Source organism: Streptomyces parvus (genome assembly GCF_032121415.1).
Classification (GTDB): domain Bacteria; phylum Actinomycetota; class Actinomycetes; order Streptomycetales; family Streptomycetaceae; genus Streptomyces; species Streptomyces globisporus_A.
Window position 1 is genome coordinate 1,605,435 of the sequence record NZ_CP135079.1, and the last position, 15,183, is coordinate 1,620,617.

15 protein-coding genes are annotated in these 15,183 nt (G+C 73.1%); 9 read left to right on the forward strand and 6 right to left on the reverse strand.

Annotated features, from left to right (window positions below):
- Positions 1-171 precede the first annotated feature (171 nt).
- The 4 genes from RNL97_RS08350 to RNL97_RS08365 all read right to left on the reverse strand — a co-directional run bounded on the left by RNL97_RS08350 (position 172) and on the right by RNL97_RS08365 (position 3,454).
- A complete protein-coding gene (locus tag RNL97_RS08350; protein WP_030583619.1) occupies positions 172-900 on the reverse strand; it encodes a response regulator in 729 nt (242 codons plus the stop codon).
- Positions 897-2,204, reverse strand: a complete 1,308-nt coding sequence (locus tag RNL97_RS08355; protein ID WP_030583622.1) for a sensor histidine kinase — start codon at positions 2,202-2,204, stop codon at positions 897-899. The genes RNL97_RS08350 and RNL97_RS08355 overlap by 4 nt, the downstream gene beginning before the upstream one ends.
- Positions 2,205-2,379: 175 nt before the next feature.
- Entirely contained in the window at positions 2,380-2,658 is a 279-nt protein-coding gene (gene pspAA / locus RNL97_RS08360) for a PspA-associated protein PspAA (protein WP_030583626.1), read from the reverse strand.
- A gap of 10 nt (positions 2,659-2,668) precedes the next feature.
- Positions 2,669-3,454: a PspA/IM30 family protein gene (locus RNL97_RS08365; RefSeq protein ID WP_030583629.1), complete on the reverse strand. Its 786-nt coding sequence runs from the start codon at positions 3,452-3,454 to the stop codon at positions 2,669-2,671.
- Between the two features lie 319 nt (positions 3,455-3,773).
- On the opposite strand from RNL97_RS08365, the gene RNL97_RS08370 reads away from it, so the two are divergent.
- The 3 genes from RNL97_RS08370 to RNL97_RS08380 all read left to right on the forward strand — a co-directional run bounded on the left by RNL97_RS08370 (position 3,774) and on the right by RNL97_RS08380 (position 6,313).
- Positions 3,774-4,373, forward strand: coding sequence for a DUF3043 domain-containing protein (locus RNL97_RS08370; protein ID WP_030583632.1), 600 nt, complete (start codon positions 3,774-3,776; stop codon positions 4,371-4,373).
- Positions 4,374-4,501: 128 nt separating this feature from the next.
- A complete protein-coding gene (locus RNL97_RS08375) occupies positions 4,502-5,164 on the forward strand; it encodes a class I SAM-dependent methyltransferase (protein ID WP_030583635.1) in 663 nt (220 codons plus the stop codon).
- 60 nt (positions 5,165-5,224) lie between these two features.
- Positions 5,225-6,313, forward strand: coding sequence for a S1C family serine protease (locus RNL97_RS08380; protein ID WP_030583638.1), 1,089 nt, complete (start codon positions 5,225-5,227; stop codon positions 6,311-6,313).
- 72 nt (positions 6,314-6,385) lie between these two features.
- On the opposite strand, the gene RNL97_RS08385 is transcribed toward RNL97_RS08380, so the two are convergent.
- A complete protein-coding gene (locus RNL97_RS08385) occupies positions 6,386-6,595 on the reverse strand; it encodes a hypothetical protein (protein WP_010057779.1) in 210 nt (69 codons plus the stop codon).
- A 78-nt stretch (positions 6,596-6,673) separates the two neighbouring features.
- Between RNL97_RS08385 and RNL97_RS08390 the strand changes: the two genes are divergently transcribed.
- The 3 genes from RNL97_RS08390 (at position 6,674) to RNL97_RS08400 (ending at position 10,110) form a co-directional block, all read left to right on the forward strand.
- On the forward strand, positions 6,674-7,876 hold the full coding sequence (locus RNL97_RS08390) for a bifunctional adenosylcobinamide kinase/adenosylcobinamide-phosphate guanylyltransferase (protein ID WP_030583642.1): 1,203 nt from the start codon (positions 6,674-6,676) through the stop codon (positions 7,874-7,876).
- Between the two features lie 220 nt (positions 7,877-8,096).
- The gene (cobT, locus tag RNL97_RS08395; RefSeq protein ID WP_030583646.1) at positions 8,097-9,218 is read left to right on the forward strand and encodes a nicotinate-nucleotide--dimethylbenzimidazole phosphoribosyltransferase; all 1,122 of its coding nucleotides are present in this window, start codon (positions 8,097-8,099) and stop codon (positions 9,216-9,218) included.
- Between the two features lie 154 nt (positions 9,219-9,372).
- On the forward strand, positions 9,373-10,110 hold the full coding sequence (locus RNL97_RS08400; RefSeq protein ID WP_030583649.1) for a hypothetical protein: 738 nt from the start codon (positions 9,373-9,375) through the stop codon (positions 10,108-10,110).
- Here RNL97_RS08400 and RNL97_RS08405 read toward each other — a convergent pair.
- Entirely contained in the window at positions 10,058-10,822 is a 765-nt protein-coding gene (locus RNL97_RS08405) for a hypothetical protein (RefSeq protein WP_030583652.1), read from the reverse strand. The two genes, RNL97_RS08400 and RNL97_RS08405, sit on opposite strands and share 53 nt — an antisense overlap.
- An 88-nt stretch (positions 10,823-10,910) precedes the next feature.
- Here RNL97_RS08405 and RNL97_RS08410 point away from each other — a divergent pair, with 88 nt between their 5' ends.
- The 3 genes from RNL97_RS08410 (at position 10,911) to lpdA (ending at position 15,165) form a co-directional block, all read left to right on the forward strand.
- Complete coding sequence (locus tag RNL97_RS08410; RefSeq protein WP_030583655.1) at positions 10,911-11,693, forward strand: adenosylcobinamide-GDP ribazoletransferase; 783 nt, start codon at positions 10,911-10,913, stop codon at positions 11,691-11,693.
- Between the two features lie 203 nt (positions 11,694-11,896).
- A complete protein-coding gene (locus RNL97_RS08415; protein WP_243313829.1) occupies positions 11,897-13,444 on the forward strand; it encodes a leucyl aminopeptidase in 1,548 nt (515 codons plus the stop codon).
- Between the two features lie 332 nt (positions 13,445-13,776).
- Positions 13,777-15,165, forward strand: a complete 1,389-nt coding sequence (gene lpdA, locus RNL97_RS08420; protein WP_030583661.1) for a dihydrolipoyl dehydrogenase — start codon at positions 13,777-13,779, stop codon at positions 15,163-15,165.
- The last annotated feature ends 18 nt before the right edge of the window (positions 15,166-15,183 follow it).

Below are 15,183 nucleotides of genomic sequence, written 5' to 3' on the forward strand. Positions count from 1 at the left end.
TTCTGTGGCGTACGCGGCAGAGGGCGGGGAGGGGACACATCGGGGACCACCCCTCCAGCCCAGTCCTACGATCTCCGCTCCGCGCCGCCGAAACGTCGCCCGCCGGGCTGCTTTCTTATGCCGCGCATACCGCAGGTGGAGTACACAGCCGTACACCGTGCCGCCTCCGGTTCACTCCGCGCGGGGACGCACCAGGCCCGATTCGTAGGCGATGACCACCAATTGCGCCCGGTCCCGGGCGCCCAGTTTCGCCATCGCCCGGTTCACATGGGTCTTGACGGTGAGCGGGCTGACCTCCAGCCGCTCGGCGATCCGGTCGTTGGGGTGGCCGCCCGCGACCTGCACCAGCACCTCGCGTTCGCGGCCGGTGAGCGCCGCCAGCCGCTCCGCGTACTCCGCGCTGTCCGGCCCCTCCTGCGCACTGCCGCCCTGGGCCAGGAACGTGGCGATGAGCCCCTTGGTCGCCGCCGGGGAGAGCAGCGCCTCGCCGGCCGCGGCGATCCGGATGGCGTTGAGGAGTTCGTCCGGCTCCGCGCCCTTGCCGAGGAAGCCGGAGGCCCCGGCGCGCAGCGACTGGACCACGTACTCGTCGACCTCGAAGGTGGTGAGCATGACCACCCGCACCGCGGACAGCTCAGGGTCGGCGCTGATCATGCGGGTGGCGGCGAGCCCGTCGGTGCCCGGCATCCGGATGTCCATGAGCACCACGTCGGCGCCCGTGGCGCGGGCCAGTTCGACGGCCTGGGACCCGTCGGCGGCCTCGCCGACCACCTCCATGTCCGGCTCGGAGTCCACCAGCACCCGGAACGCGCTGCGCAGCAGCGCCTGGTCGTCGGCGAGCAGCACCCTGATCGGCGTTTCCCGCGCGTCGGGCGTGGTTGCCGGAATCGGCTGGGTCATCGGCGGAGCCCCGTCCCGCCCGCTGTGCCCGGCCGCTCCGGTTCACCCGTGCGGGCCTCGACCGGAAGGATCGCATGGACCCGGAACCCGCCGCCGTACCGAGGCCCAGCGGTGAGGGCCCCGCCGAGGGCGGTGACGCGTTCCCGCATGCCGATCAGGCCGTGGCCGCCGCCCTCGGCGGGCCCGTCGCCGTCACCTGGAACACCGCCGTCCGGTGCGGTCCCGGGGCGCCGGCAGGCGCTCCCCCGGCCGTTGTCGAGCACGGTGACCTCGGCGGTGGCGCCCACCCGTACGACGCTCACCTCGGCCCTGGCCCCGGCGCCCGCGTGCTTGCGGACGTTGGTCAGGGCCTCCTGGATGACCCGGTAGGCGGCGAGGTCGACGGCGGCGGGCAGCCGGTCGCGGTCGGCGCAGGCCACCTCGACGGGTAGCCCGGCGTTGCGGAAGGTGGCGACCAGTTCGCCGAGGACGGCGAGCCCGGGGGCCGGTTCGGTGGGCGCCTCGGGGTCGCCCTGCTGTCGCAGGAGGCCGACGGTGACCCGGAGTTCGTTGAGGGCGGAGCGGCTGGCGTCGCGGACGTGGGCGAGCGCCTCCTTGGCCTGGTCCGGGCGCTTGTCCATGACGTGGGCGGCGACCCCGGCCTGGACGTTGACCAGGGCGATGTGGTGGGCGACGACGTCGTGGAGGTCCCGGGCGATCCGCAGCCGCTCCTCGGCGACCCGGCGGCGGGCCTCCTCCTCCCTGGTGCGCTCGGCCCGCTCGGCCCGCTCCCGGATGGCATCGACGAACGCGCGCCTGCTGCGTACGGCGTCCCCGGCGGCGGAGGCGAGACCGGTCCAGGCGAAGACGCCGAAGTTCTCCTGGCTGTACCAGGGGGTCGAGCCGAAGACCATCGCGACGGCGGTGAGCCCTCCCATGGTCAGCAGCCCGACCCGCCAGGTGGTGGGGCGGTCGGTGCGCGAGGCTACGGTGTAGAGGGCGATGACGGTGGACATGACCACCGGGGCCGGCGGGTCCATCAGGACGTACTCGACGGCCGCGAGCGCCGCGGTCACGGCGAGGACCTGCATCGGGCGGCGGCGGCGCAGGACGAGGGCCGCGGCGGTGAGGGTCATCAGGAGCACGCTGAACAGCTCGGGGGTACGGACCCCGAAGGCGGGCGGCCCGTGGCCGTCGCCCGGATCGGTGAACGAGCTGCAGATCATCGCGACGAGGGTGCAGAACGCCAGGGACGCGTCGAGAGCGAGCGGATGTTCCCGGAGCCAGCGGCGGGCGCGCGCGAAGCCGGACGAGAAGGTGGTCACGTCCAGCAACGGTACGCGGCCGGTCCTCCGCGGCGTGGGCCTTCCCCGACAAGAGCCGGCCGGGACGGCGGGGAGACCGGCCGGGACCGGCCCGGCCCGGAAGCACCGCTGCCCCGCGGCCGGCGGACCGGACGCGGGGCAGGCGGTGCTGGGTGCTGGTGGGCGGGCCCGTGGATCAGTTGGGGATGAGTCCGTCGTCGCTGAGCATGGCGCGGACCTCTTCGAGGGTGGCGTCGGGCGCCGGCAGGATCAGCTCGGACGGTTCCAGGGAGTCGTCCGGCAGCGGAGTGCCGAGCTCGCGCACCTTGTCCAGGAGCGCGTGGAGGGTGGTGCGAAAACCGGGGCCGTCGCCGCTCTCCATCTCCTTGAGCAGGACGTCGTCGAGTTCGTTCAGCTCGACGATGTGACTGTCGGCCAGCTTGACCTGGCCCTCCCCCATGATCCGTACGATCATGACGCTGCCCTTACTGCTTGTCGAACTTGTGCGGGGACGACTGCTGCGACTGCTGGGAACCGTCCTGGGAGCCGCCCTCGATGGCCTGCTGCGAGGACGAGGGGCCGCCGGCCAGCTCGGCCTTCATGCGCTGCAGCTCCAGCTCCACGTCGCTGCCGCCGGAGATCCGGTCCAGCTCGGCGGCGATGTCGTCCTTCGCCGTGCCGGTCGGGTCGTCCAGGGCACCGGAGGCGAGCAGTTCGTCGATGGCGCCGGCCCGCGCCTGGAGCTGCTGCGTCTTGTCCTCGGCCCGCTGGATCGCGAGGCCGACGTCGCCCATCTCCTCGGAGATGCCGGAGAAGGCCTCACCGATCCGGGTCTGGGCCTGGGCCGCCGTGTAGGTGGCCTTGATGGTCTCCTTCTTCGTGCGGAAGGCGTCGACCTTGGCCTGCAGGCGCTGCGCCGCGAGGGTGAGCTTCTCCTCCTCGCCCTGCAGCGTGGTGTGCTGCGTCTCCAGGTCGGTGACCTGCTGCTGGAGGGCGGCGCGCCGTGAGAGCGCCTCGCGCGCCAGGTCCTCGCGGCCCAGCGCCAGCGCCTTGCGGCCCTGGTCCTCCAGCTTGGACGACTGGCCCTGCAGCTGGTTCAGCTGCAGCTCCAGGCGCTTGCGGGACGTCGCCACGTCGGCGACGCCGCGACGCACCTTCTGAAGCAGCTCCAGCTGCTTCTGGTACGAGTAGTCGAGGGTCTCGCGCGGATCCTCGGCCCGGTCAAGGGCCTTGTTTGCCTTCGCGCGGAAGATCATCCCCATACGCTTCATGACACCGCTCATGGGCTTCGCGCGCCCCCTTCTGACGGACTGAGCTCCAGCACTCCCGATAGAACCCACAGTACGGGCCCTGCCTCTATTACCGCACTGTTCGGGCACCGATGTGCTCCTCCCCAAGGACGACTGCACCCGGCCCACGCTCCCGCCCAGGGTGTAGGTGAGGCCCCGGGACCGTCCCGTGACGGTCTGCGGAACAGCCGGTAAACGCCTGTATCGGCCGGTCGGGGCCCTTGTGGGCACCCCCTCCGTTGCCGGATCGTGCCCGCCCGGGTCGCCGGGCCCGCGCGGCGACCCCGTACCCTTGGGTTTTGTGTTCCGTAGCCGTGCCAAGACAGAGAAGGCCCCCACCGACAAGGTGACGGCGGACCTCTCCCAGCAGCCCCGCGACCCGCAGGCTCCCAAGGGTCGCCCCACCCCCAAGCGCAGCGAGGCCCAGACGCAGCGGCGTCGTGCCGCGTCCGCGGCGCCCGCCGACCGCAAGGCGGCCATGAAGCGCCAGCGCGAAGCGCGCCGCGCCGACCTGGCCCGGCAGCGTGAGGCGCTCGCGTCGGGCGACGAGCGGTATCTCCCGGTCCGCGACAAGGGCCCGGTCCGCCGCTTCGTCCGTGACTACGTGGACTCGCGCTTCTGCATCGCCGAGTGGTTCCTGCCGCTCGCCGTGATCATCCTGGTCCTCAGCGTGATCCAGGTGCAGAACATCCAGAGCATCTCGCTGCTGCTGTGGCTCGGTGTGATCATCCTGATCGTGATCGACTCGATCGGTCTGTCGATCCGCCTGAAGAAGCAGCTCCGTGAGCGCTTCCCGGACACCCCGAAGCGCGGAGCCGTGGCGTACGGCCTGATGCGCACGCTCCAGATGCGCCGACTGCGGTTGCCGAAGCCGCAGGTCAAGCGCGGAGAGCGGCCCTGAGCACGGAGGCCTCCGGCTTCACCGCGGTCTCCTCGGCGTGGCTGGCGGGTCTCGGCGGCGTACGCAACACGGTCCGCCAGGAACTGGTCGCCCGGCAGCTGGACGAACAGATAGCCGGACGGTTCCCGGTGGGCCGTCGGCTGCGTGTCCTGGACGTCGGCATGGGCCAGGGCACCCAGGCGCTGCGCCTCGCGCGGGCCGGTCATTCGGTGACCGGTCTGGAGTCGGACGCGGAGATGCTGGCCTCGGCCCGGGCGGCCCTGGCGGGCGAGCCCGAGGGCATCCGGGAGCGGGTCCGGCTCATCGAGGGCGACGGCCGGGACACCGGCGTGCACTTCCTGCCGGGCAGCTTCGACGTGGTGCTGTGCCACGGCGTCCTGATGTACGTCGAGGAGCCGGACCCGATGCTGGCCGGGCTCGCCCGGATGCTGGCGCCCGGCGGTCTGCTCTCCCTGCTCGTGCGGAACGCGGACGCGCTCGCGATGCGCCCGGGGCTCGCCGGTGACTTCGGTGCGGCCCTGGCCGCCTTCGACACCGCGGCGTACACCAACCGCCTCGGCCTCAGCGTGCGGGCCGACCGGCTCGACGCCCTGCGGGCCACGCTCGCCGGAATCGCCGCGCCGCTGCACGCCTGGTACGGGGTGCGGGTCTTCACGGACAACGTCGGCAACGACGTGGAGCTGCCGGCCGAGGAGCTGGAGCGGGTCCTGACCCTGGAGGACCGGGCCGGGCGGACCGACCCGTACCGGGGTGTGGCGGCGCTGCTGCATCTGTGCGGGGTGCGCGGGTAGGCCTCTCGTTCGGCCCATCAGCACGGGCACCCGAACGGGTCCGGCACGAGACTTTCGGACATGGACGCTTCCCCCTTCCCCAGCCGGGCGCGCGGGCTGCTGCTTCCCCTGTCCGCGGCCCTCTGCGCCATCGCCCTGGCGGGCGGCTGCTCCGGTACGAGTCCGGCGGCCCCGGCCCCCGAGGCCAGTGCGTCGGGTACGGCGCAGGGCGCGGTGAAGCGCGCACCCGACGATCTGGAGAACGCCTACCAGGACGTCATCAACGACGTACTGCCGTCGGTGGTGCAGATCGACGCCTCGGAGGGGCTCGGCTCCGGGATCGTGTACGACGACAAGGGACACATCGTCACCAACGCCCATGTGGTCGGTGACGAGAAGAAGTTCAAGGTCAGCGTCGCCACCGGGGAGGCGGTGCTGAGCGCGTCCCTGGTCTCCTCCTACCCGGAGCAGGACCTGGCGGTGATCAAGCTCGACGAGGTGCCGGACGGGCTGCGGGCCGCGAAGTTCGGCGACGCGGAGAAGGTCGAGGTCGGGCAGATCGTCCTGGCGATGGGCTCGCCGCTGGGCCTGTCCAGCAGCGTCACCCAGGGCATCGTCTCCGCGCTCGGCCGGACGGTGAGCGAGAGCCGGTCTGGCGGTGGCACGGGCGCGACGATCGCCAACATGGTGCAGACGTCCGCGGCGATCAACCCGGGCAACAGCGGCGGTGCGCTCGTGAACCTCGACAGCCAGGTGATCGGCATCCCGACCCTGGCCGCGACCGACCCGCAGATGGGCGACAGCGCGGCGCCGGGCATCGGCTTCGCGATCCCCGTCTCGATGGTGAGGACGGTCGCCGACCAGATCATCGAGGACGGCAAGGTCACCGACTCGGGCCGGGCCGCGCTGAACATCACCGGCCGCACGGTCGTCGACGACAACTACCGCCCCGCCGGGGTGGCACTGGTCAGTGTGGAGCGGGGCGGTGCGGCGGCCGACGCGGGGCTGCGGCCCGGGGACACCATCACGAGGATCGGGAACGCCGAGGTCACCACGATCACCTCGCTCTCCGAGGCGCTGGCGGGTGAGAAGCCGGGCGGGAAGGTGACCGTGACGTACACCCGGGACGGCGACAGCCGGACGGCGGAGGTCACGCTCGGGGAGATCTGATCCCCCGGAGTCGGAGAGCCGGAAAGGGGCGGTACGGGGTCTCCCGTACCGCCCCTTTCCGTATGCCGGGCGTCAGGCGCCGTCGGCCTGCAGGCTCATCGGGCCGTAGATCTTGGTGGTGTCCTCGAAGAGCGTCACCTGTGCGGCACCGCCCTCCAGGAGCTCTTTCCAGTACTCACCGATCCAGGACTCCGCGTCGCCCTGGGTGGTGAACTCCTCCGGCTGCAGCGCCGGCTCCGTCTCCGTACCGTCGGACTTCTCGAACCGCCACGTCCACGCCATGTCCGCCTCCTGGGTCACGTTGCTGCCCGAAGCCTAGCCGGGCGGGCAGCCGGAGCGGGGACACGGGAGGATCAAGGCGTGGAACTGACACTGCTCGGCACCGGAGCCCCTGACGGGCTGCCGCGCCCCTCCTGCCCCTGCGCGGTCTGCGCCTCGGCCCGCGGCCCGTGGGCGCGGGCCGCGACGGCCTTGCTGGTCGACGACGCGCTGCTGCTGGACCTCACCCCCGGCGCGGTGTTCGCGGCCGCCCGCGCGGGGCGTTCGCTGGGCGCGGTCCGCCAGGTGCTGCTGACCCACCCGCACGACGGGCCCGCCGTCGAACTGCCCGCCCTGCTGCCCCCCGCCGGGCGGGTCCCGGACGGCCAGGTCCTGACGCTGATCAGCGGGCACCGGGTGCGGGCGGTGGCGATGGACGCCCCGGGGACCGGCTACGAGGTGACCTCCCCTGAGGGCGAGCGGCTGCTGTACCTGCCGCCGGGGGCCGCCCCCTCCGGGCTGCCCGAGCGGGTGGAGCGGCCGTACGAGATGGTCGTCCTCGATGTGATCGGGCGCCCCGACGCGGTGGCCCGACTGCGGGCGGCGGGCGCGGTCGGGCCGACCACCGAGGTCATCGCGGTCCACCTGGACCACGACGCCCCGCCGGGTCCGGCGCTGGAGCGGCGGCTCGCGGCGGGCGGGGCGCGGGCGGTGCCGGACGGGACGACGCTGGTGGTGGGCGAGTACCACGCGGTGCCGGACGTGCCGCGCCGGGTGCTGGTGACGGGGGGCGCGCGGTCGGGGAAGTCGCTGGAGGCGGAGCAGCGTCTGGAGGCGTTCCCGGAGGTGGTGTACGTGGCGACCGGCGGCCGGCGCGACGGGGACCCGGAGTGGGCGGCCCGGATCGGACTGCACCGGGAGCGCAGGCCGGGCGCCTGGCGGACCGAGGAGACCTGCGAACTCACGGAGCTGCTGGGGGCGGACGGGCCGCCGCTGCTGATCGACTGCCTGTCGCTGTGGCTGACCGACGCGATGGACCGGGTGGGGGCCTGGGAGGACGAGCGGTGGCAGGACGGCGGCGAGGCGGCGTTGCGGGAGCGGGTCGCGGCGCTGGTCGCCGCGGTGCGCGGGACCCGGCGGCCGGTGGTGCTGGTGACCAACGAGGTGGGGTCGGGGGTGGTCCCGGCGACGGCGGCGGGGCGGCGGTTCCGGGACGAGCTGGGGCGGCTGAACGCGGCAGTGGCGGCCGAGTGCGAGCAGGTGCTGCTGGTGGTGGCGGGGCAGGTGCTGGTGCTGCGGGGGTAAGGGGCGTGCCGTTCTGCGGGGGGGGCGCGGGGGCGTCAGCGCTCGGGACCCGGCTCCCGAGGGGTGCGGGAGTGGCCGGTTCCGCCGCTCACGGCCCGTTCCGCCCCCGGGGCCGACCGGTACTGTTCCCGCTGGGGCGTGTCCCCCGGACACGCCCTGGGGACCCGCCGCCGGGTTCCCCGACCCGGATCCGACCTGACGACCCGCGAGGCAGACCTCCGTGAACCTGGACGACTTCTCCGACCTGATCCAACGCCCCGACGGGGGTGTGCGGCGCGATGCCGAGGAGCGGCGCGAGCGGCTGACCGTCCCCCCGGGAGCGCTCGGGCGCCTGGACGAGCTGGGCGAGTGGCTCAGCGCCGCGCAGCAGTCCGTGCCGGTCAGGGCCGTCGAGCAGCCGCGTCTGGTGCTCTTCGCCGGTGACCACGGGGTGGCGGAGCTGGGCGTCTCGGGCCGGCCCGCGGGCAGCGCGTACGAGCTGGTGCGGGCCGTCCTGGACGGGTCGAGCCCGGTCGCGGTGCTGGCCCGGCGGTTCTCGGTGCCGACGCGGATCGTGGACGTCTGCCTGGACTGCGATCCGGAGCTGCTGCCCGAGTCCGTGGTGCGGCACCGGGTGCGGCGGGGTTCGGGGCGGATCGACGTCGAGGACGCGATGACCGCGGAGGAGGCCGAGCGGGCGATCCGCCTCGGCATGGCGATCGCCGACGAGGAGGCGGACTCCGGCACCGATCTGGTGGTGCTCGGCGACCTCAGCGTGGGCGGCACGACGGCCGCGGCCACCCTGGTCGCCGCGCTCTGCGGAACGGACGCCTCCGTGGTGACCGGGCGCGGCGGCGCGGGCATCGACGACCTGGCGTGGATGCGGAAGTGCGCGGCGATCAGGGACGCGTTGCGCCGGGCCCGGCCGGTGCTGGGCGACCAGGTGGAGCTGCTGGCCACGTCGGGCGGGGCGGACCTGGCGGCGATGACGGGGTTCCTGCTGCAGAGCGCGGTGCGCCGGATGCCGGTGATCCTGGACGGGGTCGTCTCGGCGGCCTGCGCGCTGGTGGCGCAGCGGGCGGCGTTCCGGGCGCCGGACTGGTGGCTGGCCGGCCAGGTCAGCGGGGAGCCCGCGCAGTCGAAGGCGCTGGACCGGATGGCCCTGACCCCGCTGCTGGACCACGGGGTGACGGTGGGCGAGGGCAGCGGAGCGCTGCTGGCCCTGCCGCTGGTGCGGGCCGCGGCGGCGCTGGCCGCCGAACTCCCGGAGCGTGAGCCGGAGAAGGCGGTGGACGAGGACGAGGAGGCCGAGGCCGAGAAGGCGTCGGAGTCCGAGGACGCGGCAGCCGTCGACCGGGCCTGAGGGCCGCTCCCCCATCGCGCGGACGAGATCGGCGTCACTTCGGTGTCGCTCAACTTCGCGCGGCCCCGGTCCGTCTTCGGTAGGGATCCGACCGACTGACGAACCGACCGACTGACCTACCGGGGGCCCGTTCCATGCTGTTCGTGAAGCGCGGATGAGCCCTCTCCCGGCGCTGCGCCGGGCGGCGGCACGGGAGTGGGGCCCGCTGTTCACGGCCGTACGGCAGCGGCTCGCCGTACACGGGTTGCGGGCGCTCGCGCTGACATCGGCCGCGGTGGCGCTGACGGCCGCCGTCCAGGTGACGCAGAACCAGGCGTGGGGCTACGGGCCGGTGCGGAGCCTGGGAGCCGTACGGGCCGAGGACCCCCTCCCGCTCGCCCTCCTGCGCACCCCGCTGTCGCCGTTCGTGCCCGCGCTCGATCTGCCGGTGTGGGGCGCGCTGGCCCAGATCCTGCTGGTGTTCGGGGTGGCGGAGGTGTGCCTGGGGCGGTGGCGCACGCTCGCGGTGGCGTACGCGGCGACGCTGGCCGGAACGCTGTACGCCCGGGTCGGCGTCGCCCTCGGGCCGGGGACGTTCCTGGGGCTGCCCGCCTCGGACGCGCAGGTGGTGGACACCGGGCCTTCGGCGGCGGTCGTCGGACTCGCGGTCTATGTCTGCCACCAGCGGCGCGCCTGGTTCACCGGGGCGCTGGTGGTCCTCGCGATGGTGGTGGAGGTCCTGGTCAAGGACAACCTGGCGGGCCGCGAGCATCTGGCCGCGATCGCCGCCGTCCTGGCGGTGTGCGGCGTACGGGAGTGGCGCGGGCGGCGGCGAGCATCCCGGGACCCCGGCGCGTCGGTCAGGACTTGCCGACGGGCGGCAGCGGGACCCGGTCCGGGGCGCCGCCGATGAGGTCCTGGAACTTCCGGCGCGGCCCGGCCCAGCGCACGTCGTGGTGGTAGGCCCGCAACATCGCCCGGGAGCGGGCCCGGTGGCGGTGGCGGTAGAAGCGCCGGGCCCACGGGGACACGGGGCGGGCCAGGCGGATCGCGCCGACCAGCGCGACGAACGGGACGAGGGTGCCGAGCACCGCCATCCGCAGCTTGCCCTTGAACAGGCAGATCAGGACGAAGCAGAAGTTGATCACGTACGTCGTGATGAGGCCGAGTCTGCCCTGCTGCTCCTCGTCGGTGACGTCGTCGACGCCGAGCGGGGAGAACCCCGCCAGGACCAGCAGCACCAGCGACGCGGTCAGCACCACCACTTCCACGCTCTGGCGGCCCTCCTCGGTCCAGTACACGTCGTCCAGATGCAGGATCAGGGCGAACTCGTCCAGCACCAGCCCGGCCCCCACCCCGAAGATCACCGCGAACACCCCGGCCGTCACCCCGTGCTGCCCGCTGGCCACCGCGCCGAACCCGCCGACGACGCAGAGGACGACCCCGGGCACCACGTGGTGGATGTGCACCCCGCCGGGGGTGATGTTGCGGAACGGGCCCTTCCCGGCACGGATCATGCGGGTGATGGTGCGGGTGATCGCGAAGGTGAGGACGAAGGCGGCCAGCGCGAGGAGCAGCGGCAGCTTGCCCGGCTCCGCGATGTTCTCGTGCCACCAGTGACCCATGCCACCCACTCCCGATACGTCAGGTTTCGCAGCGTTCGGCGCGTTTCGCCCAATCTATCGGTGCGGCCCAGCGGCTAGCCTGCGCGCGGTGACCTCCCTGAACAGCCACGGCATACGTTTCGCCTTCGGCACCCTGACCGCCCTGCCGGTCCGGGTGACCCGCTGGGACCGCGCGACCGCCCGCTCCGGCATGCTCTGCGCCCCGCTCGCCGGCCTCGTCGTGGGGCTGCTCGCCGCCGCCCTCGGCTCGCTGTCGCTGCTGGCCGGCTCCGGGCCGCTGCTCGCCGCGGTGGCCTCCACCGCGGTGCCGGCCGCCCTCACCCGGGGGCTGCATCTGGACGGCCTGGCGGACACGGCGGACGGCCTCGGCAGTGGGAAGCCGGCCGAGGACGCGCTGCGGATCATGAAGCAGTCCGACATTGGGCCGTTCGGTGTCATCACGCTGCTCCTGGCGCTGCTGGCGCAGGTCGCGGTCCTCTTCGAGCTGTACGGGGAGGGCTGGGCGCACGGGGCCCTCGGGACCGTCGTCGCGGCCGTCGCCGCCCGCCTGGCGCTGACCCTGGCGTCCCGTCAGGGCGTCCCGGCGGCCCGGCCGGAGGGGCTCGGGGCGGCGGTGGCGGGCACGGTTCCGGCCGGGCGGGCGCTGCTCGCGGCAGCGGTGACGGTGGCGCTGTGCGCGGCGGCGGGCGCCGTGTTCGGGCCGTACGGGGCGCTGCACCACGGGCTTGCGGTGCTCGGCGCCCTCGCCGCCGCCGAACTGCTGCTGCGGCACTGCGTACGGCGGTTCGGCGGGGTCACCGGGGATGTCTTCGGCGGCGTCGAGGAGGCCGCGGCGACGGCGGCCCTGGTGGTGCTGGCGCTCGGGGCCTGAGGGGGCGGCAGACCCCGTGGGGCCGCTTCCCGACCGCCTCGCCGGTCGGAGAGGCCGTCGGGAAGGCCCGCCGCCGTCACGGAGCAGGAACTGCGCGCGTAGGCTCATTCCCGGCACATCGTCGGGGCGTCTACGATGCGCCGGGCACGGCCGGCCCACCCCTCGGCCGCACACGAACTCAACGGAAGCGAGATTTCACCACCGTGACTGCTCTCACTCTCAGCACTGCCGGTGCGGCGACGCTGCGCGCCGACGCACTCGTCGTCGGCGTCGCCAAGGGCGTCAAGGGACCGGTCCTGGCACCCGGCTCCGAGGCCGTGGACAAGGCGTTCGACGGCAAGCTCGCCGCCGTCCTCGCGACCCTGGGTGCCACCGGTGCCGAGGGCGAACTGACCAAGCTGCCCGCCGCGTCCGGCCTCAAGGCCCCGGTCGTCGTCGCGGTCGGCCTCGGTCCGGTCCCGGACAAGGAGGACGCCTACGACGCCGAGGCGCTGCGCCGCGCCGCGGGCACCGCGGCCCGTGCGCTGTCCGGCTCGAAGAAGGCGGGCTTCGCGCTGCCCGCCGGCTCCGTCGAGGACGCGGCCGCCGTCGCCGAGGGCGCGCTCCTCGGCTCCTACGCCTTCACCGCCTACCAGGGCGGCGAGAACAAGCTGGCCCCCAAGGAAGCCAAGTCCAAGGACAGCGGCCCGAAGCAGCCGCTCGCCGAGGTGGCCCTGCTCGGCGGCAAGCCGCGCGACAAGGCCTACAAGGCGGCCGTCGAGCGTGCCCTGGCCCTGGTCGAGGAGATCAACCGGGCCCGCGACCTCATCAACACCCCGCCGAACGACCTGTACCCCGAGTCCTTCGCCGCCGTGGCCACCGCCGCGGGCAAGGAGCACGGCATCAAGGTCCAGGTCCTCGACGAGAAGGCCCTCGTCAAGGGCGGCTACGGCGGCCTCCTCGGCGTCGGCCAGGGCTCCACGCACGGCCCGCGCCTGGTGAAGCTCGCCTATACGCACCCGAAGGCGGAGAAGACCCTGGCCCTCGTGGGCAAGGGCATCACCTACGACTCGGGCGGCATCTCGCTCAAGCCGGCCGGCCACAACGAGACGATGAAGTGCGACATGAGCGGCGCCGCCGCCGTGTTCGCCGCCGTCGTCACGGCCGCCCGCCTGGGCCTGAAGGTCAACGTCACCGGCTGGCTGGCGCTGGCCGAGAACATGCCCTCCGGCAACGCCACCCGCCCCGGTGACGTGCTGCGCATGTACAGCGGCAAGACCGTCGAGGTCCTCAACACCGACGCCGAGGGCCGGCTCGTCCTGGCCGACGCGCTGACCCGCGCCTCGGAGGAGAAGCCCGACGCGATCGTCGACGTGGCGACCCTGACCGGTGCGATGGTGCTGGCGCTCGGCAACCGCACCTTCGGCATCATGGCCAACGACGACGCCTTCCGTACGTCGATCCACGAGATCGCCGACGAGGTCGGTGAGGCCTCCTGGCCGATGCCGCTCCCCGCCGACCTGCGCAAGGGCATGGACTCCCCCACCGCCGACATCGCCAACATGGGCGAGCGGATGGGCGGCGGCCTGGTCGCCGGTCTCTTCCTGAAGGAGTTCGTGGGCGAGGGCATCGCCTGGGCGCACCTGGACATCGCGGGTCCGGCCTTCCACGAGGGCGCCCCGTACGGCTACACCCCCAAGGGCGGCACCGGCTCCGCGGTCCGCACGCTGGTGCGGCTCGCCGAGCGCACCGCCGACGGCGACCTGGGCTGAGCGACCAGCGTGTACGGCCCCGGGCATAGGTCCGGGGCCGTACGTGTTGTCCGGGCGAGGCCGGTAAGGAGAGGGCAGGGTTTCGCTCTCGACGAACACGGGCCGAATCCGTAGGTATCTACGCAGCAGTAACCCTCCGGGACGGACGATCATCCGTCCCGGACCCGGGCCCCGCGTCCCGCCCACCGTCGACAAGTGCGAAGATGGGTTCTCGGCAGGACAGGGCCCCCACCACAGGGCCGAAGACAAAAGCGGCCGCACACCAGCCGACCGGCCGGTCACACCCCAGCGACGGGGCCCGGCGTACGGCGCACATGCATGGAGGACGTGACGTGGCGAACGACGCCAGCACCGTTTTCGACCTAGTGATCCTCGGCGGTGGCAGTGGCGGTTACGCCGCGGCCCTGCGCGGAGCGCAGCTGGGCCTGGACGTCGCCCTGATCGAGAAGGGCAAGGTCGGCGGCACCTGCCTGCACAACGGCTGCATCCCCACGAAGGCCCTGCTGCACGCGGGCGAGATCGCTGACCAGGCCCGTGAGTCGGCCCAGTTCGGCGTGAAGGCCACCTTCGAGGGCATCGACATGGAGGCCGTCAACAAGTACAAGGACGATGTGATCTCGGGCCTGTACAAGGGTCTGCAGGGTCTCATCGCCTCGCGCAAGGTCCACTACATCGAGGGTGAGGGCAAGCTCTCCTCGCCCACCTCGGTCGACGTGAACGGCCAGCGCGTCCAGGGCCGCCACGTGCTGCTGGCGACCGGCTCCGTGCCGAAGTCGCTGCCCGGCCTGGAGATCGACGGCAACCGGATCATCTCCTCGGACCACGCGCTGAAGCTCGACCGCGTCCCGAAGTCGGCGATCGTGCTGGGCGGCGGCGTCATCGGCGTCGAGTTCGCCTCGGCGTGGAAGTCCTTCGGCACCGAGGTCACGATCGTCGAGGGCCTCAAGCACCTCGTCCCGGTCGAGGACGAGAACAGCTCCAAGCTTCTTGAGCGCGCGTTCCGCAAGCGCGGCATCAAGTTCAACCTCGGCACCTTCTTCGACAAGGCCGAGTACACGCAGGACGGCGTCCGGGTGACGCTCGCCGACGGCAAGACCTTCGAGGCGGAGATCCTCCTCGTCGCGATCGGCCGCGGCCCGGTCTCGCAGGGCCTCGGCTACGAGGAGCAGGGCGTCGCGATGGACCGCGGCTATGTCCTGGTCGACGAGTACATGCAGACCAACGTCCCGACGATCTCGGCCGTGGGCGACCTCGTCCCCACCCTCCAGCTCGCCCACGTCGGCTTCGCCGAGGGCATCCTGGTGGCGGAGCGTCTGGCCGGTCTCAAGACCGTCCCGGTCGACTACGACGGCGTGCCCAAGGTGACGTACTGCCACCCCGAGGTCGCCTCCGTCGGCATCACCGAGGCGAAGGCCAAGGAGATCTACGGCGCGGACAAGGTCGTCGCCCTCAAGTACAACCTCGCGGGCAACGGCAAGAGCAAGATCCTGAAGACCGCGGGCGAGATCAAGCTCGTCCAGGTCAAGGACGGTGCCGTGGTCGGCGTCCACATGGTGGGCGACCGCATGGGCGAGCAGGTCGGCGAAGCCCAGCTGATCTACAACTGGGAGGCGCTGCCCGCCGAGGTCGCCCAGCTCATCCACGCACACCCGACGCAGAACGAGGCGATGGGCGAGGCTCACCTGGCGCTGGCCGGCAAGCCCCTCCACGCCCACGACTGATCCCCCGGTCCCGGGCGC